20 protein-coding genes are annotated in these 21,242 nt (G+C 40.7%); 15 read left to right on the plus strand and 5 right to left on the minus strand.

What is annotated here, in order from left to right; all coding sequences use genetic code 11:
• The first annotated feature begins 20 nt into the window (after positions 1 to 20).
• Both LC605_RS10715 and LC605_RS10720 read left to right on the plus strand, forming a co-directional pair.
• Complete coding sequence (locus tag LC605_RS10715) at positions 21 to 329, plus strand: putative quinol monooxygenase (protein ID WP_229547532.1); 309 nt, start codon at positions 21 to 23, stop codon at positions 327 to 329.
• 12 nt (positions 330 to 341) lie between these two features.
• Positions 342 to 1,394: a trans-acting enoyl reductase family protein gene (locus tag LC605_RS10720; protein ID WP_229547533.1), complete on the plus strand. Its 1,053-nt coding sequence runs from the start codon at positions 342 to 344 to the stop codon at positions 1,392 to 1,394.
• Positions 1,395 to 1,487: 93 nt separating this feature from the next.
• Here the strand turns inward: LC605_RS10720 and LC605_RS10725 are convergent, their stop codons facing one another.
• Complete coding sequence (locus tag LC605_RS10725; protein ID WP_229547534.1) at positions 1,488 to 1,730, minus strand: hypothetical protein; 243 nt, start codon at positions 1,728 to 1,730, stop codon at positions 1,488 to 1,490.
• A gap of 327 nt (positions 1,731 to 2,057) precedes the next feature.
• Positions 2,058 to 2,375, minus strand: a complete 318-nt coding sequence (locus LC605_RS10730; RefSeq protein ID WP_229547535.1) for a hypothetical protein — start codon at positions 2,373 to 2,375, stop codon at positions 2,058 to 2,060.
• 484 nt (positions 2,376 to 2,859) lie between these two features.
• On the opposite strand from LC605_RS10730, the gene LC605_RS10735 reads away from it, so the two are divergent.
• Both LC605_RS10735 and LC605_RS10740 read left to right on the plus strand, forming a co-directional pair.
• Positions 2,860 to 6,378, plus strand: a complete 3,519-nt coding sequence (locus LC605_RS10735) for an NB-ARC domain-containing protein (RefSeq protein WP_229547536.1) — start codon at positions 2,860 to 2,862, stop codon at positions 6,376 to 6,378.
• Positions 6,371 to 7,114, plus strand: coding sequence for a gamma-glutamyl-gamma-aminobutyrate hydrolase family protein (locus LC605_RS10740; RefSeq protein WP_229547537.1), 744 nt, complete (start codon positions 6,371 to 6,373; stop codon positions 7,112 to 7,114). The genes LC605_RS10735 and LC605_RS10740 overlap by 8 nt, the downstream gene beginning before the upstream one ends.
• A 104-nt stretch (positions 7,115 to 7,218) precedes the next feature.
• On the opposite strand, the gene LC605_RS10745 is transcribed toward LC605_RS10740, so the two are convergent.
• The 3 genes from LC605_RS10745 to LC605_RS10755 all read right to left on the minus strand — a co-directional run bounded on the left by LC605_RS10745 (position 7,219) and on the right by LC605_RS10755 (position 10,019).
• Positions 7,219 to 8,010, minus strand: coding sequence for a hypothetical protein (locus tag LC605_RS10745; protein ID WP_229547538.1), 792 nt, complete (start codon positions 8,008 to 8,010; stop codon positions 7,219 to 7,221).
• Complete coding sequence (locus LC605_RS10750) at positions 7,991 to 8,266, minus strand: hypothetical protein (protein ID WP_229547539.1); 276 nt, start codon at positions 8,264 to 8,266, stop codon at positions 7,991 to 7,993. The genes LC605_RS10745 and LC605_RS10750 overlap by 20 nt, the downstream gene beginning before the upstream one ends.
• A 154-nt stretch (positions 8,267 to 8,420) precedes the next feature.
• Positions 8,421 to 10,019 carry a DGQHR domain-containing protein gene (locus tag LC605_RS10755; RefSeq protein ID WP_229547540.1) on the minus strand — a complete coding sequence of 533 codons (1,599 nt, stop codon included), beginning with the start codon at positions 10,017 to 10,019 and terminating at the stop codon, positions 8,421 to 8,423.
• A gap of 248 nt (positions 10,020 to 10,267) precedes the next feature.
• Here LC605_RS10755 and dndC point away from each other — a divergent pair, with 248 nt between their 5' ends.
• From dndC to LC605_RS10810, 11 genes are all read left to right on the plus strand, one after another.
• The gene (gene dndC / locus LC605_RS10760) at positions 10,268 to 11,887 is read left to right on the plus strand and encodes a DNA phosphorothioation system sulfurtransferase DndC (protein ID WP_229547541.1); all 1,620 of its coding nucleotides are present in this window, start codon (positions 10,268 to 10,270) and stop codon (positions 11,885 to 11,887) included.
• Positions 11,888 to 12,094: 207 nt separating this feature from the next.
• A complete protein-coding gene (gene tnpA / locus LC605_RS10765) occupies positions 12,095 to 12,508 on the plus strand; it encodes an IS200/IS605 family transposase (protein ID WP_229547542.1) in 414 nt (137 codons plus the stop codon).
• A 287-nt stretch (positions 12,509 to 12,795) separates the two neighbouring features.
• Positions 12,796 to 14,781 carry a DNA sulfur modification protein DndD gene (gene dndD, locus LC605_RS10770; protein ID WP_229547543.1) on the plus strand — a complete coding sequence of 662 codons (1,986 nt, stop codon included), beginning with the start codon at positions 12,796 to 12,798 and terminating at the stop codon, positions 14,779 to 14,781.
• A 114-nt stretch (positions 14,782 to 14,895) separates the two neighbouring features.
• Positions 14,896 to 15,147, plus strand: a complete 252-nt coding sequence (locus LC605_RS10775) for a hypothetical protein (RefSeq protein ID WP_229547544.1) — start codon at positions 14,896 to 14,898, stop codon at positions 15,145 to 15,147.
• On the plus strand, positions 15,144 to 15,491 hold the full coding sequence (locus tag LC605_RS10780) for a type II toxin-antitoxin system PemK/MazF family toxin (protein WP_229547545.1): 348 nt from the start codon (positions 15,144 to 15,146) through the stop codon (positions 15,489 to 15,491). Before LC605_RS10775 ends, LC605_RS10780 begins: the two co-directional genes overlap by 4 nt.
• Positions 15,492 to 15,521: 30 nt before the next feature.
• Positions 15,522 to 15,908, plus strand: coding sequence for a DNA sulfur modification protein DndE (dndE, locus tag LC605_RS10785; protein ID WP_229547546.1), 387 nt, complete (start codon positions 15,522 to 15,524; stop codon positions 15,906 to 15,908).
• Positions 15,909 to 15,978: 70 nt separating this feature from the next.
• Positions 15,979 to 17,436, plus strand: a complete 1,458-nt coding sequence (locus tag LC605_RS10790) for a DNA phosphorothioation-associated putative methyltransferase (protein ID WP_229547547.1) — start codon at positions 15,979 to 15,981, stop codon at positions 17,434 to 17,436.
• A 662-nt stretch (positions 17,437 to 18,098) separates the two neighbouring features.
• On the plus strand, positions 18,099 to 19,391 hold the full coding sequence (locus tag LC605_RS10795) for an AmpG family muropeptide MFS transporter (protein WP_229547548.1): 1,293 nt from the start codon (positions 18,099 to 18,101) through the stop codon (positions 19,389 to 19,391).
• Complete coding sequence (locus LC605_RS10800; protein WP_229547549.1) at positions 19,376 to 19,798, plus strand: ABC transporter permease; 423 nt, start codon at positions 19,376 to 19,378, stop codon at positions 19,796 to 19,798. The genes LC605_RS10795 and LC605_RS10800 overlap by 16 nt, the downstream gene beginning before the upstream one ends.
• 491 nt (positions 19,799 to 20,289) lie before the next feature.
• A complete protein-coding gene (locus LC605_RS10805; RefSeq protein WP_229547550.1) occupies positions 20,290 to 20,478 on the plus strand; it encodes a hypothetical protein in 189 nt (62 codons plus the stop codon).
• A 172-nt stretch (positions 20,479 to 20,650) separates the two neighbouring features.
• Positions 20,651 to 21,139 (plus strand): N-acetyltransferase, encoded by a 489-nt coding sequence (locus LC605_RS10810; RefSeq protein WP_229547551.1) that lies wholly within the window; start codon positions 20,651 to 20,653, stop codon positions 21,137 to 21,139.
• Positions 21,140 to 21,242 lie beyond the last annotated feature (103 nt).

The raw sequence follows: 21,242 nt of genomic DNA on the forward strand, positions 1-21,242 counted from the left end.
TTTCCCAAAAGAGAGGAATAATGTCAAATCAGCAAGTAACTGTCACTGCTCGACTAAAAGTAAAGCCAGGTTTGGAGAACGAATTTAAGCAGGAATTTCAAGCTGTAATAGCTCTCACTATCAAAGAAGAAGGTTGTATTAATTACGACTTACATCAATCTGTTGAAGATCCATCTTTGTTTCTATTACATGAAAATTGGGTCAGCCAGGACATTTTATCTCAACACCTAGAGCAGCCTTATATTAAAGGTTTGGGGGAAAAAGCAGGACGATTTTTGGTTGACCCACCTGATGTCAAGTTATGGCAGCAGATTTTGAACAATTCATAGCTGGTGATAATAATGACATCAAAGGTGTTATTGTACGGTGCAACTGGCTATGCTGGAAAACTAATTGCTACATCAGCTAAAAATAACGGACTGGAGTTAATTTTGGCTGGACGTAATCAAAGTTTACTGGCAGCAGTAGCCAATGAATTAAGTTTGGACTTTCGGGTTTTTGGCTTAGATGATCCGCAGGCGATCGCTCGCTCTCTTGACGATATAATTGCTGTCATCAACTGCTCTGGGCCTTTCTGTAAAACCTCAAAGCCACTTGTCGATGCCTGCCTCAAAACTAAAACTCACTATTTAGATATAGCTGGCGAAGTACCTGAATTTCAGGCGCTACAGACACGAGATACTGAGGCTAAAAGTGCAGGGATAATGCTTCTGGCTGGTGTGGGATTTGGGGTTGTCCCTACTGATTGTGTAGCTGCTTACCTCAAAGATAAGTTAGCGATGGCAACACGACTGATTTTAGTCTATGAAACAGTGGGCGGTGTATCTCAGGGAACGGCAAATACTGTACTGCCAACTTTACATCATATCGGGGTAGTTCGAGAAGCAGGTAAGCTCATCCCATCTCGACCAGCATTGAAAAGACGTAAAATTGATTTTGGTTATGGGCCGGTGACAGCAGTAACAAACCCTTGGCGTGCTGATATCATCACTGCGTTCCAGACTACGGGTATTCCCAATATCGAGGTTTATACCGTATTTCCTAATCCTGTACGCTTCCTTATGGAGTCGAGCCAGTATTTGGGATGGTTATTCAACTCCTCTTTATTCCAAAGTGCTTTAGCAAGTCTAATTAAAACTCTACCGACTGGGCCAACGGCAGCAGAACGAGCGAAGGGTCAAGTTAGAGTAATTGGTTTTGCTGAGGATGAAACTGGTCAACAAGTAACTGCAAAGCTCTTAGGGCCGGAAGCATACGATTTTACGGCATTAACGGCTGTAGCAGTTATCAAACGGCTAATTAAAGGCGAAGTTAAGATAGGATTCCAGACTCCTGCATCTGTATATGGGGCAGATTTTGTCCTTGAAATTCCGGGAGTTACTGCTTTCAACTAAAGAATACAAACAAAACTGTTGTTTGGTAAAGTGCGATCGCCATTTTTCAGACTCGCTTGTACAACTTTAGCTGTCTATGAGATGCCGATCGATTTATTTTTTTAGTAAAGACTCAATAATTATGGCGGCGGCAAACAAACATATTAGAATAGTAGCCAATTTTGCCAACAAGTCAGCAATCACAGGTAACAGCATTTGAGTCACACCGCCTAATCCCACAATACTAGAAATAACAAAGGTAATCGCCAAGCCAAATAAAAACAGTAGCAGGTATTTTAAAAATCTTGAAGCTAACCGAAATAAAAAGTTGTTTTCGTTTTCTTGTTGAGTTTTCATACTTCTGCTCTCCAAAAATTTGCTAACTTTTTCTATCAATCAACCCTTAAAACATAAGGCAGGAAAAGTTTGATAAACTTTTCCTGCCTTGTAAAAATCACATTTATCATGGCTAGGGGTTGCACATTTTTGACTGTATTTTCTTTGTCTTGCTATTGGTTAGTCGTCACAACTATACCAGGACTTACGCAAAATCATCAAAAAACGAACCGCAAACGCGAGTGCGTCTCCCCCTGGGAGAAGGACGCAAAGGAACAAGAGTTTCAGAGAGTTTTTGCGTAAGTCCTATATACCTACACTTTACTGATTTTTGAGAAGAATATCTAATTATTCAGTTGTTTGGTGATGTTTATTCAATTGTGTTGAGATTTGGTATTCACTTGTAGCGTAATTCGATTTCTTCTCCTCCATCAACCAATTCTGTAAATCCTCGTTATTGATGCAATTCTGTAAATCCTCGTTATTGATGACATATCGATAGTGGGTAGAACCCATGATAGTCACCGCAATTTGACCACCCTTAATTCGTTCGCTTTTGACTTCTATGTGACCAAATCCAGTCTCATGCCAACAAGTAAGAAGAATTACCAGCAGCCGAGTCACAATTCTGTCAACTTCATTCGCTTCGCTAGTTTCTCTGGGCATAGTTACGTAACCTTATGCGACACCAGTGCTAGACTCTCAGTTAAAAATTACAAATGTGTCAACCGTTCAATTGCTAAAAAGAAAGGTGTCACCTTTGTGAACAAGAATCTACCAGGGGATTTGCTTACATGATTGAGTGGGCAGTTTTTAATTGTGTTTTTCCAGCAAATAAGTGTCGTAATCTGTGACACTTATCTCATGTATAGAACTATCTCATACCGATCCAATTACTGTCAAGCAGTTAAGTAAGAAATTTTATTTGTATGGCTGTAGTCAAATACGCAATCAGAGTGTAGATTGCTCAAAGCCTTTTGGTTTAAGGCTCCTTAGCAATCAGCACGTTACTATATTCCACATTCCCAATCAATTGAGTACCTCAAAAAATCAATATTTCCGTACAAGTGACAAGTGTCACAAAAGCTTTTAGATTGTAAGCTATTCTTAGTCACTAAATCGGATGATAGGTGGAAAGCCACCAAACGATATGAATCAACAACAGTTGAATGAAACCTTCGATAAACTAACGCCACGTCGCCAAGAGGTGCTGCGTTTAGTTTTGGCTGGGGAGTTAGACGAAGCGATCGCTCAAGTTCTGCTTATTCAGCCAGCGACAGTCAGAAAGTACCTAGAAAGACTATATAGAGCATTTGATGTCACTAAAAAATCCGAATTAGTCACATTATTTGCTAAATACAAACCAGAACTCATCAACGGAACCTCTCATCAGATAGTTTCTGTGGCTGAGAAAAGCCCCTCGAACACTAAACAAGATTTAGGAGAAGCACCGGATACTGTCACTTTTTACGGACGTACCGAGGAATTAGCTACTCTCCGACAATGGATCGTCAACGAACGGTGCCGGATTGTGGGGTTGCTGGGAATGGGTGGACTGGGAAAAACCGCTTTATCCGTGAAATTAGCGGCACAATTAAAGTCAGATTTTGATTATATTATCTGGCGTAGTCTCCGGGAGGCTCCCAAGTTAGAGACAATATTGAATGGGATCATTAAATTTTTGTCGAATCAAGAAGAAATTAATACTACAGGTAATATTCATGAACAAATCACACGTCTGCTGGAACACTTGAGGTCTTCCCGTTGTTTATTAATTTTAGATAATTTTGAATCAATTCTGGCGGATGGCTCCTATGGAGAACAATACCGTGATGAATATCAAGACTATAGTATTTTAATTCAGCGGATCGGCGAATTACATCACCAAAGTTGTTTAGTATTTACAAGTCGGATCAAACCGAAAAAAATTGCTATGCAAGAAGGTGAAAATTTGCTAATTTGTTATTTACCGCTCCCAGGTTTAAAAGATTTAGAAGTCATGAAAATCTTGGAGGCTAAAAAACTTACTGGTACAGACCAGGAAATACAAAAACTAGTAAGATTATACAGTGGTAATCCTTTAGCCTTAAAAATAGTCTCTACTTTTATTCAAGATTTATTTAGCGGAAATGTTTCGGAATTTTTATCTCAAGAAATTACCTTGACACCTTTTGTAGGGATAGAAAGTTTATTAGAGCAGCAATTTACCCACCTGACAGAATTAGAACAAGAAATTATGTACTGGTTGGCAATTAATCGAGAGCCAGTATCTACTATAGAGTTATTTGAGGATATTACCGAAAAACCAATATATTTTGATGTGATTAATGCCTTAGAAAACCTGAAGCGATGCTCATTAATTGAGGCCGTTGATGGTAAATTTACCCTGCAAAATGTCGTATTAGAATATATGACTGGTATTCTGATTCGGCAGGTAAGTAAAGAGCTAAATTCTGGACAGATGCAATTTTTTAATAGATTTGCTTTATCCAAAGCTACCGCCCAAGACTATGTGAGAAATAACCAGAGGCAATTAATTATTAAACCAATTGCTAAAAATGTTAATGAGTTAGATACAAAACTAGTTAAATTCCTGGAGGAGCAAAAGCAAAAAATTAGGGATTTACCCAAAGGATATCTTGTGGGTAATATTTTAAATCTATTACGTTATCACAACTACAATTTATCTGGGCTTGATTTATCCAATTTCACGGTATGGCAGGCATATTTAAGAGGTGCAGATTTACGTGATGTAAAATTTGTTAATGCCGACTTAAACAAAACACGGTTTACAGAGTCCTTTGGGATTGTTTTGGCAGTGGCGTATAACTCAAAAAAATCGATGATTGCCTTGGGTGATACTAAAAGTGAAATTCGCCTCAGAGATGCTGAAGGGCACCAAATTTTAACTTTAGAAGGGCATACAAATTGGATTAGATCAGTAGCTTTTAGTCCTGATGGAGAAATTTTAGTAAGTGGTAGTGATGATAAAACTGTCAGATTATGGAATACCACAACTGGTCAATTTTTGAGACCATTACAAGGACATAAAGAAAGAGTCTGGTCAGTAGCATTTAGCCCAGATGGAAAAACAGTAGCTAGTAGTAGTGAAGATAAAACAGTTAGACTATGGGATATCCATACTGCTGAATGCTGGAAAATTCTTGAAAAACATACTCATTGGGTACGTGGAGTAGCTTTTAGTCCTGATGGCAAAATTTTAGCTAGTGGTAGTAGTGACAGGACAGTAATTTTGTGGGATGCACATACGGGAAATTACATAAGAACTCTGAAAGGACAACATACAGCACGGGTACGTACAGTTGCCTTTAGTTCTGATGGTAAGATTTTAGCCAGTGGTAGTGATGACCATACCATTAGGCTCTGGGATATTCATAGCGGCAAGTATCTCCAAACTTTAGCAGGACATACACAAAGAGTGCGATCGCTAGCGTTTAGCCCAGAACCAAATTCTCGCATTTTAGCTAGTGCCAGTGAAGACCATAAGGTAATTTTGTGGGATATTAATGCTAACAAACGCTACCGGACTTTATCAGAACATACACAAAAAGTTTGGTCTGTGACCTTTACTGATCCTGAAGGTAAAACTTTAATCAGTAGTAGCGATGACAAAACTGTGAAACTTTGGGATGCTCATACAGGTGAATGTCTTAAAACTCTTCAAGGTTACACAGATTGGGCTTGGTCTCTAGTTTTTCATCCCAGTAGTAACATCTTAATTAGTGGCAATGACGACAAAACTATTAAACTCTGGAACTTAGATACAGGTGAAAGTAAATCTTTGGCAGGGCATACCAATAGAATACGCGCAGTTGCTTTGAGTCCTGACAGTAGTATGATTGCCAGTGGTAGTGACGACCAAACTATCAGATTATGGGATACTCAAACTGGTCAACATCGCAAAACTTTAGTAGACCATTTTGATCGCATTTTGACTGTGGCTTTTAGTCCAGATGGTCGTTATTTAGCCAGTGGTGGCGATGACAAAATATTAAGAATATGGAATATTCGTACAGGTGAATATCGTCAAACTCAAGAGAATCATAAAAACTGGCTCTGGTCTGTAACTTTTAGTCCAGATAGCAGCATCTTAGCTAGTGGTAGCGAAGACTGCACAATCAAATTGTGGGATGTAGATACAGGTAAATGCCTTAAAACTCTCTCTGGTCATGATGGATGGGTGCGGTCTGTGCGTTTTAGTCCAGATGGTAATACCCTTGTGAGCAGTAGCGAAGACCACACAATTAAGCTCTGGGATGTAACTACAGGTCAGTGTATCCAAACCTTGAAAGGAGATACTGGTTGGGTGCGGACTGTGGCTTTTAGCCCTAAAGGCCGTTTTGTCGCAAGTGCAGGGGGAAACCCAATCATTGAAATTTGGGATATCAAAACCGCTCAACGCTACCAAACTTTGACCGGACATCAAGAAAGAATCTGGTCTGTAGTCTTTAGTGCTGATGGTCAAACTCTTGCTAGTAGTAGTGAAGATGGCACGATTATGCTTTGGCATACAGAAACAGGAGAGTTGAAAAAAACACTCAGGTCTCCCAGACTGTGTGAAGGGATGGATATTACAGGTGCAGTGAATCTCACAGAAGCTCAAATTAAAACTTTAAAAACCCTGGGAGCAAAGAAAAACGATGAGTAGAAGGTCTCGAAAAGCGTTGATTGGCATTACAACCTACGGTCGGCAAGAAGCATTACCGTTTTCTTTGCCAAGTGTTTATATAGATGCAGTCCGCGCCGCCGGTGGTACTCCCATATTATTACCACCAGGCGAAACTGACCCGGCGATATTATTAGAGCCTTTGGATGGTTTAATCATCTCCGGTGGTGGAGACATTAACCCTGTGTGGTATGAAGGTTTAGATCACCCCAGCATTTATTCTGTAGATAGCGATCGCGATGCTTTTGAATTGCAATTAGCTAAATATGCTATGCAACATCATTTACCTGTGTTAGGTATCTGCCGGGGTTTACAAATTCTGATCGTTGCTTCTGGCGGTACTCTCATTGCTCACGTCCCAGAGGTTTATGGTAATTCAGTATTACATCGGATAGATCCTGAACCTGGAAAGCGTTTACCCACAGAACATTTAGTCAAAATAAATGCAGAAAGCCGTCTAGCTAATTTTGTTCAGAATACTCACATATCGGTAGTTTCTTGGCATCACCAAGCAGTACACAAAGTTCCAGATGGTTGGCGTGTTGTAGCCCATGCCCCAGAAGATGGGGTAATTGAAGCAGTGGAACATGAACATCACCCTTGGGCAATTGGTGTGCAATGGCATCCAGAGCTTTCAGTTAATGATCCCCATCATAAAAGAATTTTTCAAGCTTTTGTTGAAGCCACATATATTGAACTATTGAACAAAATTTATTAACAGCGTAAGTACGTTGGTGCGAAAAAATCAAGTATGTTACGAAACATAAATAAGCTTAAAACCTTTACTAATGACAAGTGACAGCCTTAGTCATTTATAAGGGTTTAAGGTGTATTTACGTTTCGTAATATAGTTTGATTTATTGTTGCCGACTTACTTAAGATGCGCGGATGAGGATGAATGTCTTGCAATAAATTATCTAATCCAGACCAAAATTGATCTAACGCTATAGCCATCATGTTTGCGCCCTCAATTGTGGGAGTTAATAATTGTGGTGACTTGTTGAGAATAATACTGGTTAATTTTATTGCTTCTTGGGCGTGTCTTTCTTCAACACCTTGGTCAAAACATTCAGTAAAGTATGGCTCTTGTTTAATAAATGGAAAACAATGAGCCAGCGCATTCATTAATGCTTGCATCCAATCATAAGCAAACATTTCAACCACACAGAAGGGGCCTAGAGACTGCGGATAAATATTCTGAACTAAAGATACAAAATTTGCAGTAGTAGGGTCTAGGTATTTTTGTAATTCATCCAAACTGCCAAAATCTTCATCTAGGATGGTCAATTTTGCTCCCAAATTAGCAAAAGCTTGACTTAATTGATAATGGTGCATACCACCATTTTGCCAACTATCATCGTCACTAATAATTTTGAGCTTCCGCTCTCTGAGCGCAGGACTATTTAAGTGCGGTATAAAGTAAACCATGACACGAGTTGCATGGCAGGCTGCTTGGTATCTGAGGTAAATTTCTCCTAATAAATCGGGAGAACGAAGTTGTTCTGGTGGCAACACAGCTAGACGAGAAAAGAAAGGATGCTTGGATGGCAGATGTGTTTGGTAAAGCTCATCTAAAACATCTTGAAATATTTGTTCAACATTTTGAGTTTGCATAAGTAGGAAGGTGAATCCAAACTACGTTGCGAGTTTTCTTCAATTCTGGGTCGTGGATATTTTGGTAGAGGTGGATGTTGTCTGAGTTGACGATGGGGTAACGGGTGAGAATGACATCTCCTTCCGGTAGATGGGGTACACAGATTGTGCCACGAGTTAGGCGATCGCACGGCATTGCCATACCCGAATTATGGTTGTATCCTCCCTTAATTGCTAGGTCACGCCATTGATTGGCTATGTAAGTAGGTCGGCGCAATTAAAGATAACTGGTGATGGCTGTCATTTGTCCTTAGTCATTCGTCCTTGGTAAGGGTTTTAAGCCTGTTTACGTTTCGTAACATAGTTTGATTTATTTTCACCGACTTAATTAATCGGTAGCAAACTTGCGGAATTTGGGGGTTTCAAAATCCTTACAGGACAGATGGAAGTCCCACTTGCTTGGGTTCAACAAACTCGCCATCAAAACTTATAGTTTTATTTTCCACAGTCCTAGCATCCGCCAAAGCTTTACGAAGTTCAGCACGTTCCATCTGTTCCTGAATTCCACCCAGAATGTAAACCAATAACTTCGCCGCCAAATCTCGTCCAGCAACCTGCACTCGCTTTTTATTTGGGTCGTACAAAACCCCATACCAAAGAGATTGGGGATATTCCATACCACTAAAACCACCTTGCTGGTCAAACTTTCGCAGTTTCTTAAAAATATCTGCGAGTGAAAAACCTTTTTTAAAAACCAAAATTCCCAAAGCTTGCGCTAATGCAACTTGAGCAACCGGACGGAAAAGCATATTTCCTTCACCTCCATCTTTCTCAAAGCTGAAGCGCCGTAAAGCTGGTGTATCCTCATGTTCTAAAATCTTATAACTAGAAAGACTAGCTAAATAATCAAATAGCTTTTTAAATTCCTCAATTCCCTGCTCAAGTTCTTCATCCTCTGGACGCATGGGAATTAGACCTTTCTCTAAGGGTTTCCAATGAGGGAACTTTTGAGCCAAATATCGCTCAGACATATCTTGCAGAGCTTGCAAAGTGGTCAAAACTGTAGAATTCGAGGCTACTGTTGCACTATTCCAATTAACGCGGGGATTGCGCTCTTGTCGTTGTTCTAATAATGGATGTGTAACTGCAATTTTTCTAGCAACGATCGCAAAACCATCATCTTCATTCAACTGTGTTAGCTGACCTTTAGTCAAGGGTGCAGCCATCAGGTTGACATGAACAAAAATCGATCTCACCCTCCGCCTCGCCTGGGTGCGAGTTTCCCCAGCCGCTACCGCACAGATGAACTCAATACCAATTTTTTCCTTGGGTAAATTTTGCAAGTAAGCAAGGTCTACTTGATAATTTTCCATCAAATCATTGACTGTAATAAAACTGTCATCAACACCTTTATCTTTTTTATAGCGCTGGAGTTTGCGAGTTTTAATTAATTCCATCAACCCCTGTACACCCATTAATCGGTGTTGACCATCTAACGCATAAATAGTCACATCATCCTCAGAAATATTTAGCAGTCCTACTTTAGCGTCTTTATCTAGGGGGATAAAATCTGTACTAGATTTTGTGGCGCGTCCTTCACTATCCCACTCAGCAGCTTTGGGATTATCCACCCACGGTTGATTAATTACTACCAGCACTGGCGGAAACTTGTGATTGTGTCGAGCTGCTAAATATTGAACTAGCGGTGCTTGACGTGACCAATCAAGGGGACGTTGCTGAATTTCATCAATACTATCCGCATCAATCTCGACATTATCAGTCTCAGAATTATACTTTTTTTGAAACAGAGGTAAGCCAGAGGCGAAGTGAACCCGACCTGCAAACCATTCCAGTGTCACAGAGCTAACATAAGCCTCAGTACCACCCATCTCGGTTTTTTGAACGAGAATCTGATCTTTTCTCCCTAAAAACTTCTCCAAGAGTAAAGCTAGTACCTGTTTTTCCTTGTTTTCCCGTTCCAGGTACTCTCTAGCGATGTCAGCAGTTGCGTCAGATGCACTATCTTTCATGTTAAATTTTAAAAACAGATTAGTTTTATGTAGTCTAATTATCCAAAAAATTGGATATTAATAGTAAAGTTTTTAAAAACCTTTATTCAACCCAGGTCGGTGGGTAAAGTCTCGTGTAGCCGCGAATTCTGTTCGCCCGGATATTATTTTTTTCAACCCAGGTCGGTGGGTAAAGTCTCCTATAGCCGCGAATTATATTCGCCCGATTCACCCGAATATTACACCAGTGTTTCCAGAGAGAAGGAGAAATGACTACAGCACAACAACCAGAAAAGACAGTTCAGCAAGTACGTACTGTAGCAGAGTTAGTGGACTATATCCAAGTTCTCACCACTGAAATTCAAGAATTGTATTGTTTAGATGAGATCCCTTGGGTGGTGGGCTATTCGGGCGGTAAAGATAGTACTGCTACCTTACAGCTGATCTGGAATGCGATCGCAGCCCTACCCCAGGAAAAGAGAACTAAGACAATCCATGTTATTACAACTGATACCCTGGTAGAAAACCCTGTGGTCTCTGTTTGGGTACGTAACTCTTTAGAACAGATGAAAGTTGCTGCTAAAGAGCAAGAAATGCCAATTGAACCCCATTTGCTTTATCCTGCAATTAAGGATACCTTTTGGGTAAACTTAATTGGGAAAGGCTACCCAGCGCCGCGAAACAGATTTAGATGGTGTACTGAACGCCTTAAAATTCAACCATCTGACAGCTTTATCCGTGCAGTTATTAGGTCTAGTGGTGAAGTAATTCTTGTCTTAGGTACACGCAAGGCTGAAAGTACGAAACGTGCTGCTACTATGGCTAAACATAGAGAATCGCGGGTACGCGACCATATAAATACTAATCCCAACCGACCTAACTCATTGATTTATCTTCCTATTGAAGATTGGCGTACTGATGAAGTTTGGATTTACTTAAATCAGTGGCAAAATTCTTGGGGATATAGCAACAAAGACTTATTCATTATGTATCGAGGTGCTACAGCAGATAATGAATGTCCTCTAGTTGTTGATACTTCTACTCCTAGCTGTGGTGATTCCCGATTTGGTTGCTGGGTTTGCACAATAGTTAGTAAAGATAAATCAATGGAGGCAATGATTCAAAATGATGAAGAAAAAGAATGGATGCAGCCTTTATTAGATATTCGTAATGAATTAGATATTCAAGATGACTGGGACAAGAGAGATTTTCGTCGCATCTGGGGAGATGTCCAACTATTTGAACGCAATAAAAACGGGGAAATCTCCGTCGAACCAATACCTGGCCCCTATACTAAATATTGGCGAGAACATTGGCTTAGACGATTATTAGAAGCGCAAACAAAAATCCGTTGCACAGCGCCACAAAATATGCGCGATATCACCCTAATTACTCTCGAAGAAATGAGCGAGATTCGCCGCATTTGGCTAGAAGACAAACACGAATTTGATGATAGTTTACCCCGGATTTATCAAGAAGTGACTGGCGAAGAATTTCAAGACCCCCGTCCTGGTGCTGACTATAGTCTACTAGGTCGTGATGAATGGATAGTATTAGAAGAAATCTGTGAAGGTGACGCGATGCACTTGGAACTTATGGCGAAATTGTTAGACACAGAACGCCAGTATCGCAAAAAGACTCGTCGCGTGGGGATATATGAAACTCTAGAAAAATGTTTTAATACGAGTTCTCGTTCTCCAGAAGATGCGATTAAAAATGCTCGTTTGAAACGCGAATTAAGCGAAGCAGTTAGTCAAGGTGATGTTGCAAAAGTCAAGCAGATGACTTTGGGTGATGTTGCAGTAGTCAATGAGGTAGATGAAGGTGAAAGTGATGAAGAGGTAACTTGGGGAAATATGAAGTTTAAAAAGAACGATTTAGAAGAATAATAGAATACCGGGCGAATACCGGGCGAATACCGGGCGAATACCGGGCGAATACCGGGCGATTGGAAATCGCGGCTACACAGACGAAACCCGCCTGCGCGGGTTGAAGAGAAATGAGAGCAAATTTTACGCAATTATTCAATAATAGAATACCGGGCGATTGGAAATCGCGGCTACACAGACGAAACCCGCCTGCGCGGGTTGAAGAAAATGAGAGCAAATTTTACGCAATTGTATGTGCATTATGTTTGGGCAACCTGGGATAGATTACCCCTAATTACGCCTGATATTCAAAAGTTAGTTTATGCAGCTATTATTCAGGAGTGTGAACAGTTAAAATGTACCGTAATTGCAATTGGTGGTATTGAAGATCATGTACATCTCTTAATAGGTTTTCCACCAACTATCAGCATATCGGACGTAATTAAACAAATTAAAGGAAGTTCTTCCCATTTCATCACCCACGAAATCAAACCAGGTGAGTTTTTTAAATGGCAAGGTAGCTATGGAGCTTTTACAGTTAGTCATGATGCCATTGATAATATAGCCAATTACATCAGAAAACAAGCTACCCATCATAGCCAAAAATCAATCATTCCCACCTGGGAACTAACTCCCAAATAACCTAAAAATTATATACGGATTTAGTCCACGTTCACATAGTGTTTCGTTGGCACAGCCTCTCCTAGAGAGGACAAGGAAAGGCGGACTTTGCCTATATAACCACTATGAATTTATTTAGTCCGCGAAGGCGGACTTTGCCTGTGTAGCCGCGAATTTCATTCGCCCGGTATCTGATAAACTTTACCTGCGTAGCCGCGAATTTCATTCGCCCGGTATCTGATAAACTTCATCTGCGCAGCCGCGAATTCCATTCGCCCAATATCTTAAATAAACCCACAATCAGATAAATGATATTCCTTGAACTCGTATTACAAAACTTTGGCCCCTACAGTGGGAAACAGGTAATCAATCTTAACCCAAAAATTGATGAAGAAAACTCACACCCAATTATTCTATTAGGTGGTATGAATGGTGGCGGAAAAACTACCCTTATGGATGCCATTCGTCTCGCTCTTTATGGCGCTCGTGCCCAATGTTCTACCCGTGGTAATTTAAGTTATAACGATTTTCTTAATCAATGTGTTAATAACAAAACAGATCCAGTTGCAGACACGCGCATTGAATTACTCTTTGAACATATTGAAAACGATAAGCCAATAAAATACCGTGTTGTGCGTAGTTGGACAAAAAATCCTAAAGACGGTAAAGATACATTAGGTATTTTAGGCGATAGTGATACATGGCCTGATGCTTTAGTTAATATCTGGGATGAATATATAGAAAATATCTTACCATTAGGTATTTCTAATTTATTTCTCTTTGATGGTGAACAAGTTAAAGAACTTGCAGAACAAGAAACACCACCACCAGTTGTAGTAGATGCAATTCGTGGGCTTTTAGGTTTAGAGTTAGCAGACCGTTTAGCAGTTGATTTAGATATCTTAGTTAACCGTAAACTTAAAGAAGTTGGTAACAGTAAGGATTTAGCAAATCTAGAGGAAATTGAAACTAGATTAACCCAACAGCAAGAAGATTATCAAATAGCAGAAAATAAATTACAAACTCTCAAAAATCAGGTAGAAGAATTAGAACAAAAGCAGCAAGAAGCCTTTGATAAATTTATTTCTGAAGGTGGGAAGATTGCAGCAGAACGCAGTCAACTAGAACTACAACAGGATACAAAAACTGCGGAAATTGAACAAGTACGTCAGTCGATGTGTGAATTGGCAACTGATGTTTTACCCTTAGCATTAATTCCTAATTTGCTTAATCAGGCACAAGCACAGGGCGAAAAAGAATTTCGCCATCAACAGGTACAAATTTCTAAAGATTTGTTAATTGAGCGAGATCAGCGTTTACTGACTTGGCTAAATCAAGTTGAAATTTCTCCGATACAAGTTGAAAAAATCCAATTATTTTTAATCCAAGATGTCGAGAGTTTATATGCAAAGACAATCCAGATAGAAGCACCTTGGCTATTAGCTGATGATGAAACTTTAAGTCAGCTAGATAATCTCATATATCACCTACAAAATTCTCAACTTTCTGCAAAAGAGAAATTAGCTATTCTCAAAAATAAAGAAGAAGAAATTCATACTTTAGAAAGACAGGTGCAAACAGCAGCAGCACCAGCAGATTATACAAAGCTGCGTCAAACATTAGAATCGGCACAAAATCAAGTTGTTGAAGTTAAAGCAAATTACGAAACAATTCGCCGTCGGTTAGCTGAATTAGAAACTATTATTGCCAAATCAAAAAAGGAATTAAGTGATTATACTGTAGAAAATATTAAACATAAAAATAGTGAACATATTATTACCTCAGCAGCGAAAGTTCAAAACACACTCAAGATTTTTCGTGAAAAATTAACTCTGCGAAAACTGAATAAATTAGAGGAGGAAGTTAAAAACTGCTTCCTTTATCTTCTCCATAAATCAGACTTAGTGCATCGCATTACCATTGATACTAATACTTTTAGCCTTTTGCTTTACGATTTAAATGGTAAACCTGTGCCGAAACATCGCCTCTCGGCTGGCGAAAAACAACTACTAGCGATCGCATTTCTCTGGGGTTTAGCCAAAGTCTCTGGACACCGACTACCAGTAGCCATCGATACGCCACTCGGTAGACTCGACTCATCCCACCGCAGTAACTTAGTTGAACGTTACTTTCCATCCGCCAGCCACCAAGTAATTTTGTTATCTACGGATACTGAGATTGGCAAAAAAGAAGTAGAAACACTGCGAGAGAATGAAGCGATCGCTCGTGAATACCTGCTCAAATACGACTCCGCCACCCGCCAAACTACCATACAATCTGGTTATTTTTGGTAGTAGATATTGTTAAAAAAATGAGCGATGTCTAAACGACAAGCCGCTATGCGTCTACGCAACTTTTTGAAGCCTACATCACAATATATCTAACGACTTTTGAAAAGGAGATCAATTATGAACTCACCACATTTAATAAAAATGGAGCATGACCTACGTGTTTTATCCTTAGAAGAACTAGAATGGCTATTAGAACGGATCACAAAACAAGTGCAAGAAAGAAAGCAAATATCAAATAAATTCACTGATGTTAAATATATGAATGAACAACTAGTTGCAATGGCTAGTGATTTAGATATAAAAACAGAAATTATCTCTATCAATAATGAATTTAGTATTACAGAAATGGATGGTTTAGAAAAGCTGTGAGCATCGAGAGAGGACAAATTTATTTTGTCAATCTTAATCCAGTGCTGGGTCGAGAACAGGCAGGAACAAGACCAGTTTTAGTTTTATCTATAGACGCTATCAACCAATCACCTTTGGTCGTGACTGTAGTTGTCGGTACGAAAGGAACAAATATTAAGCGTGATTATCCAACTAATATACGAGTCTGTGCAAGTGACAGTGGATTGCTTATAGAAACAGTGTTCTTATGTTTTCAAATTCGTTCTTTAGATCCAAATCGCTTTCCTGCTGACCCAGTTGGCAAGATTTCTGACTCTAAGATGCTGGAAGTTGAAACTGCGGTTCGCTACTGTTTGGGTTTATAAGCAAAAACTACCTCAACTTTTAGAAATATTATGGAATCGCCAATCGAAAGAATTAAACTTTCCCAAACAGCCAAAGATCAACTTACCAAACTTAAGCGCAGCACTAAAATCGACCAATGGAATATCTTATGCCGTTGGGCGTTTTGTCGTTCCCTCGCAGAAGCAACCGCACCCTCCCCCGTCCCAATTCCTCAAGATAGCAACGTCGAAATGAGTTGGCGCGTCTTTGGCGGCGAAATGTCCGATATACTCCTCCTCGCCCTCAAGCAACGCTGTCACAATGACGGTTATCCCACCGACAAAGAAACCCTCGCCACCCAATTCCGCTTACATTTGCATCGCGGTATTGGCTACTTAGCAGGCGATCCAAATATCAAGAAAATTGAAGATTTAATTGAACTGACCATTAAACCTTGAAAGAATATTAGCTGCTGGGTGTCTTAATTACGAATTACGAATTACGAATTACGAATTACGAATTATTCTTATGCCTGAAGCGCTAGAAATCGAGCGTCATCGAGCTGCGATCGCTCGCACTGACATATCTCGCCCTGTACGATTGGCTATAGAAGGGTCAATCTTGAATCCAGACACCACTTTTTTTGACTACGGTTGCGGCTATGGTGGTGATGTGCAGCGAGTAAAAAACTTAGGCTACACCAGTGCAGGCTGGGATCCTTACTACTATCCTGATGTATCACGCACCCCCGCAGATGTAGTCAACTTAGGCTACGTCCTCAACGTCATTGAAGACTCAGAAGAACGCCGTCAAAGCCTGATTCAAGCCTGGGAACTCACCAGAAAAGTTTTAATTGTCGCGGCTCAAATCCTGATTAACGTTCCCAGCAAAACCCAGCTTGCTTACAATGATGGCATTGTGACACGTCGCAACACTTTTCAGAAATATTACGAACAACAAGAACTCAAAACTTATATTGATCAAGTCCTAAATGTCGATGCAGTACCGATCGCACTAGGCGTCTACTTTGTTTTTCGAGATGAAGCCCAAAAAGAAAGCTACAAAGCTATCCGCTTCTTTTCTGCGACTTCTACACCGCGAGTCCGCATCCCCACTAAACGCTTTGAAGACTATCAAGAACAGCTACAACCATTAATGGCTTTTTTTACCAAGCGCGGTAGACTACCTGTGAAAGGCGAATTAGCAAATGAACAGGAATTACTAAGTGAATTTGGTAACTTTCGCCGCGCCTTTGGTGTAGTTTTGCAAGCTACCGATGAAGCAGAATGGGATGCGATCGCCTATCGTCGTTCTCTAGATATCCAAGTTTATCTCGCCCTCACCCACTTTGATCAACGCCCTGCATGGCAGAAGCTAGCCCCAGAAATGCGTCACGATATCAAAGCCTTTTTTAGTAGCTATGAGGAAGCGTGTCTTGTAGCCGACCAAAAGCTTTTCAGCTTAGGTAAATCTGGGGTGATTCAAACTGCGTGTGAAAAAAGCAAAATTGGTAAACATACACGTGGCGCCCTTTACGTCCATATTTCCGCACTTGCTGCACTTGACCCCGTACTACGAATTTGTGAAGGTTGCGCTAGCCGCACCATTGGGCGTGTCGATGAAGCCACATTGATTAAATATCACACTGATAAGCCGCAAATATCCTATCTGTCTTACCCCGAATTCGACACTGATCCCCATCCGGCGTTAAAAGCCAGTATAGGTATTGATTTAAAAACCCTATTTGTCACTCATCGAGACTATGAAACTAGGGCAAATCCGCCGATTTTGCATCGAAAGGAAACATTTGTTACTAGTAACTACCCACGCTACGAAGAATTTGCTAAACTCACCCAACAAGAACAGGAATTAGGGCTGCTTAACCAAAAAAGCGACATTGGTACGCGTGAAGGTTGGGAAAAATGCCTTGCTGCACACAAAGTAGAAATCAGGGGTCATCAGGTTTATCCAATTCAAGAAAGTTAAGAAAACGCTGACACTATAAGGCAATACACTTGGGTTTGTGGATAATTGTAGGTTGGGTTGAACTTTAGTGAAACCCAACAAATACTCAAAAATGTTGGGTTTCGTTCCTCAACCCAACCTACGCAAATTTATTTTTACTTGGCTTTGTGGATAATTGTAGGTTGGGTTGAACTTTAGTGAAACCCAACAAATAGTCGAAAATGTTGGGTTTCGTTCCTCAACCCAACCTACGCAAATTTATTTTTACGGTTTAACCCAAGGGTATTGCACTATCAGGTTATCCTGAATTTGTATTTAACCCAAGTAAATCTTGGTAGTTTGTCATATTTGGGGGAAATCACACGCCAGCTATGGCAAGTTTCAATCCCTGATCAAGATGAACTCACATCTTGCACCTAGTCCTAGCGATTAGAAATCGCGGCTATACAAAGGAAGTCCGCCTGCGCGGACTATACAGAAAATCAAGGGTTTCAAACCCGCGCAGGTGGGTAAAGCCTTGTGTAGCCGCGACTTCCAGTCGCCTGCTGCAAAATATTAGTTAATCGGAACTGCTGCCACTCCGATAATTCAGAACCTTATAGGTACTAGTTACATGATACACTTTTGGATTTCCTCGTTGTATTTTATTGATATTTCCTCAAAAGAGGCAAAAAGTTGAAACTATGAGGAAAATTAAATCGCTGCTGGAAGTTTTCGGTAGTCGCAAGATGGCGGCTTTATTATTTTTAGGTTTTTCATCAGGTTTACCGTTATTGCTAATCGGTAATACCTTAAAGGCTTGGATGACGGAGGAGAAGGTAGATTTAGCCGCTATTGGTTGGTTTAGCCTGGCTAGTTTGCCTTATTCCTTGAAGTTTTTGTGGGCGCCGTTGGTGGACAGGTTCGCTTTGCCAGTTTTGGGACGACGACGGGGTTGGTTAATTTTGACGCAGATTGCTTTGATTGTAGCGATCGCACTCATGGCTTTTCAACAACCCAAACAAGCATTACAACTACTAGCAATCAACGCCATAGTCATTGCCTTGATCAGTGCAACTCAAGATATTGCCGTTGATGCCTATCGTACCGACGTTTTGGAAAAACTAGAAATGGGGGCTGGTGCAGCAGTTTTTATCTTAGGTTATCGAATTGCTCTATTAGTAGCAGGTGCTTTAGCCTTGATACTTGCTGACAAACTACCTTGGTCATCAGTTTACTTGTTTATGGCAGGGACGATGGTAATTGGCATTCTTGCCACCTTGTTCGCACCAGAACCCAAGGAAATTAGCCCTCCAGGATCTCTGGCTGATGCTGTCATCTTGCCCTTTGGGGAATTTTTTCAGCGTCAAGGGATTATTAAAGCTATTCTAATGCTTGCATTCATTACCCTATACAAGCTAGGTGATGCTTTGTTGAGCAATATGACCACGCCTTTTTTGCTGCAAACAGGTTTTACCAAAACCGACATTGGGGCAATTCAGGTGGGGATGGGGTTAATTGCGACCATTGTTGGCGCTTTAGCAGGTGGTTCAATTTTGAGTGCTATTGGCATCAATCGATCACTTTGGGTTTTTGGTATTCTACAAGCAGTAAGTAATTTAGCTTACTTTTTTCTAGCATACATCGGTCAAAACTACCAAGCTATGGTACTTGCCATCAACGTAGAACAATTTTGTGGTGGATTGGGGACAGCAGCCTTTGTTGCCTTTTTGATGAGTCTTTGTAACCAGCGCTTTTCCGCAACCCAATATGCTTTGTTATCTAGCTTAATGGCTGTCAGCCGCGATATTCTGTCAGCCCCTGGAGGCGCCATCGCCCAAAGCACGGGTTGGCCTATATTTTTCTTAATTACCATCGCCGCCGCTATACCAGGATTACTCCTACTACCAGTATTTGCCCCCTGGAACCCTCAGCCAGTGGCAGTATCCAGACCAGGACTTGAGGACGAAGAAGAGGATATATGGGGAATCAAGTAGTTATTGCTGTCGGCACATTCATCCTCTTACTCACTGGTTTATTACTTGGCTATGTTCTCTCGCAGTTAGTTCTAGGATTTGTCGCATTTAACCTCTTAACTTTTTTCGGAACACTCAGCCTAATTTTAATTTTTGGTACACTTTATTACGTTTTATTTTGGCAGTTACGAAGAGATCAGTCCCGACCATCAACTCCATCAACTATAAATGAAGGGATACCAACCCAAGTAGACAAAGATTCATCTGATAGCTATCTCAAAAACAGGCTAATCGCTAAATTATCCGGTGACACTGCTGCTGCCGAACGGTTAATTGAACAGGCAAAGGAAACTTATCCTGGGATGCCGGAGAATTGGTATTGTGAAAGAGTGCTTGACGACTTAGAGCGCGATCGCCAGATGGAGTAGGGGGCAGGGCTATTTCATTCTAGACATAAACCACCCGGAACTTTAGTTCCTCTCTTATAACTAAAGTCCGTTTTAACGCAATACGGTTCACAAAAGGGCTGAAACTCTTTTTTTTACGAACCACAGAGGCGCAGAGAACACAGAGAGAAGACAAGGAGGAAGTGCTTAACCCAAGTGTATTGCGTTTTAACGGACTATAACCTTTTCTCAGTCGTCTTTAGACGACTTTTGCTATTAGACTCAGAATTCATTCTGAGGCGGGCTAGATGAGAATGAAATAGCCCTGGAGTAGGGGGAGTGGGGAGGACAAGAGGAATAACCTATACCCAATGCCCAGTTGCCCTGCCCTTAAGAGCGGGACGCACCAGAAGGGATGCCCAATTCCCCATTTCTAATTCCCATGCACAGAAAATTGCTAAAATAAATCAAGAATACTTCACAAATCTTCAGCCAAGTTCTCATAAAAGTTCCTTGCTTCTTGCAATTAAAATATGGCTATTTTTCGTCAATACATCGCCCCACTGCTTGCAGTATTAATATTTTTCTTTGCCCTAGTGGCAGTAAGTTCCCGCATCTTTTTACCCTCCGATATGGCAGCACCCGCACCAATTGAAGAGGTGGGGCTAAGTTCTCAACCTACTCCAACTGATTTACCACCAGCAGCACATAACGCGAGCTAACTAAGTACAGATGCAGCATAAAATCGTGGCGAATTGAGGGTTGAAATTTAAACGCATAGGCGCCTCGCCTTCCCGCAGGGTAGGAACGCAAAGGGAAGCGCAAAGGAACGCAAAGAGAATTCGCTACGAATTTATGAAATATTGTACTAAGTTGGTGCGAAAAAATCAAAGTATGTTAATACCTGGGTATATTATTCGCTGTGGCTTTGCTTCGGAGCGATCGCTGCTGCTTCAATTCATGCAGCGAACTTACCAGGATCTGTTTCCTAATGAGGATTTTTCCCACCTAGAGCAAACAGTTAAGCAATACTTTTCTAGCGATACGCCCTTATGGTGGGTCGAAGAGGACGGGGGGCAGGAGGGGAAGAATAACAATGCCCAATGCCCCATCGCCTGCCTTTGGGTGGGCAATGCCATAGATCAAGTACACGGGAACCGTCATGCCCATATCTTTATCCTCTATGTTGTCGCAGAACATCGGCGACGGGGTATTGGTACAGCTTTGATGCGATATGTGGAAAATTGGGCTATTCAAAGAGGCGATCGCCAGATTGGATTGCAAGTATTTCAATCAAACAAACCTGCATTAAATCTTTACAATCAGTTAGGTTATCAAACCCAATCCCTATGGATGGTAAAATTCTTGAATGCAGAAAAATAAACTAATGGACTACCCTAACACACTGTAGCGTCTAAGTTATAGAGGTTCTCGTTTGAAAAAACTCAACGAGGAAGAAGGGAAAATGTATAAGAACCCAACTAAT

Origin of the sequence: Nostoc sp. CHAB 5836, assembly GCF_020829445.1 — a bacterium.
GTDB lineage: Bacteria > Cyanobacteriota > Cyanobacteriia > Cyanobacteriales > Nostocaceae > Nostoc.

What these genes read in the sequence shown, in the direction of transcription:
- LC605_RS10720 (WP_229547533.1), top strand. Translation starts at nt 342, where the DNA reads ATGACATCAAAGGTGTTATTGTACGGTGCAACTGGCTATGCTGGAAAA.
- LC605_RS10735 (WP_229547536.1), top strand. Translation starts at nt 2,860, where the DNA reads ATGAATCAACAACAGTTGAATGAAACCTTCGATAAACTAACGCCACGT.
- LC605_RS10810 (WP_229547551.1), top strand. Translation starts at nt 20,651, where the DNA reads ATGTTAATACCTGGGTATATTATTCGCTGTGGCTTTGCTTCGGAGCGA.
- LC605_RS10725 (WP_229547534.1), bottom strand. Translation starts at nt 1,730, where the DNA reads ATGAAAACTCAACAAGAAAACGAAAACAACTTTTTATTTCGGTTAGCT.
- LC605_RS10730 (WP_229547535.1), bottom strand. Translation starts at nt 2,375, where the DNA reads ATGCCCAGAGAAACTAGCGAAGCGAATGAAGTTGACAGAATTGTGACT.
- LC605_RS10790 (WP_229547547.1), top strand. Translation starts at nt 15,979, where the DNA reads ATGCCTGAAGCGCTAGAAATCGAGCGTCATCGAGCTGCGATCGCTCGC.
- dndC (WP_229547541.1), top strand. Translation starts at nt 10,268, where the DNA reads ATGACTACAGCACAACAACCAGAAAAGACAGTTCAGCAAGTACGTACT.
- LC605_RS10805 (WP_229547550.1), top strand. Translation starts at nt 20,290, where the DNA reads ATGGCTATTTTTCGTCAATACATCGCCCCACTGCTTGCAGTATTAATA.
- tnpA (WP_229547542.1), top strand. Translation starts at nt 12,095, where the DNA reads ATGAGAGCAAATTTTACGCAATTGTATGTGCATTATGTTTGGGCAACC.
- LC605_RS10800 (WP_229547549.1), top strand. Translation starts at nt 19,376, where the DNA reads ATGGGGAATCAAGTAGTTATTGCTGTCGGCACATTCATCCTCTTACTC.
- LC605_RS10745 (WP_229547538.1), bottom strand. Translation starts at nt 8,010, where the DNA reads ATGCAAACTCAAAATGTTGAACAAATATTTCAAGATGTTTTAGATGAG.
- LC605_RS10755 (WP_229547540.1), bottom strand. Translation starts at nt 10,019, where the DNA reads ATGAAAGATAGTGCATCTGACGCAACTGCTGACATCGCTAGAGAGTAC.
- LC605_RS10740 (WP_229547537.1), top strand. Translation starts at nt 6,371, where the DNA reads ATGAGTAGAAGGTCTCGAAAAGCGTTGATTGGCATTACAACCTACGGT.
- dndD (WP_229547543.1), top strand. Translation starts at nt 12,796, where the DNA reads ATGATATTCCTTGAACTCGTATTACAAAACTTTGGCCCCTACAGTGGG.
- LC605_RS10775 (WP_229547544.1), top strand. Translation starts at nt 14,896, where the DNA reads ATGAACTCACCACATTTAATAAAAATGGAGCATGACCTACGTGTTTTA.
- LC605_RS10795 (WP_229547548.1), top strand. Translation starts at nt 18,099, where the DNA reads ATGAGGAAAATTAAATCGCTGCTGGAAGTTTTCGGTAGTCGCAAGATG.
- LC605_RS10715 (WP_229547532.1), top strand. Translation starts at nt 21, where the DNA reads ATGTCAAATCAGCAAGTAACTGTCACTGCTCGACTAAAAGTAAAGCCA.
- dndE (WP_229547546.1), top strand. Translation starts at nt 15,522, where the DNA reads ATGGAATCGCCAATCGAAAGAATTAAACTTTCCCAAACAGCCAAAGAT.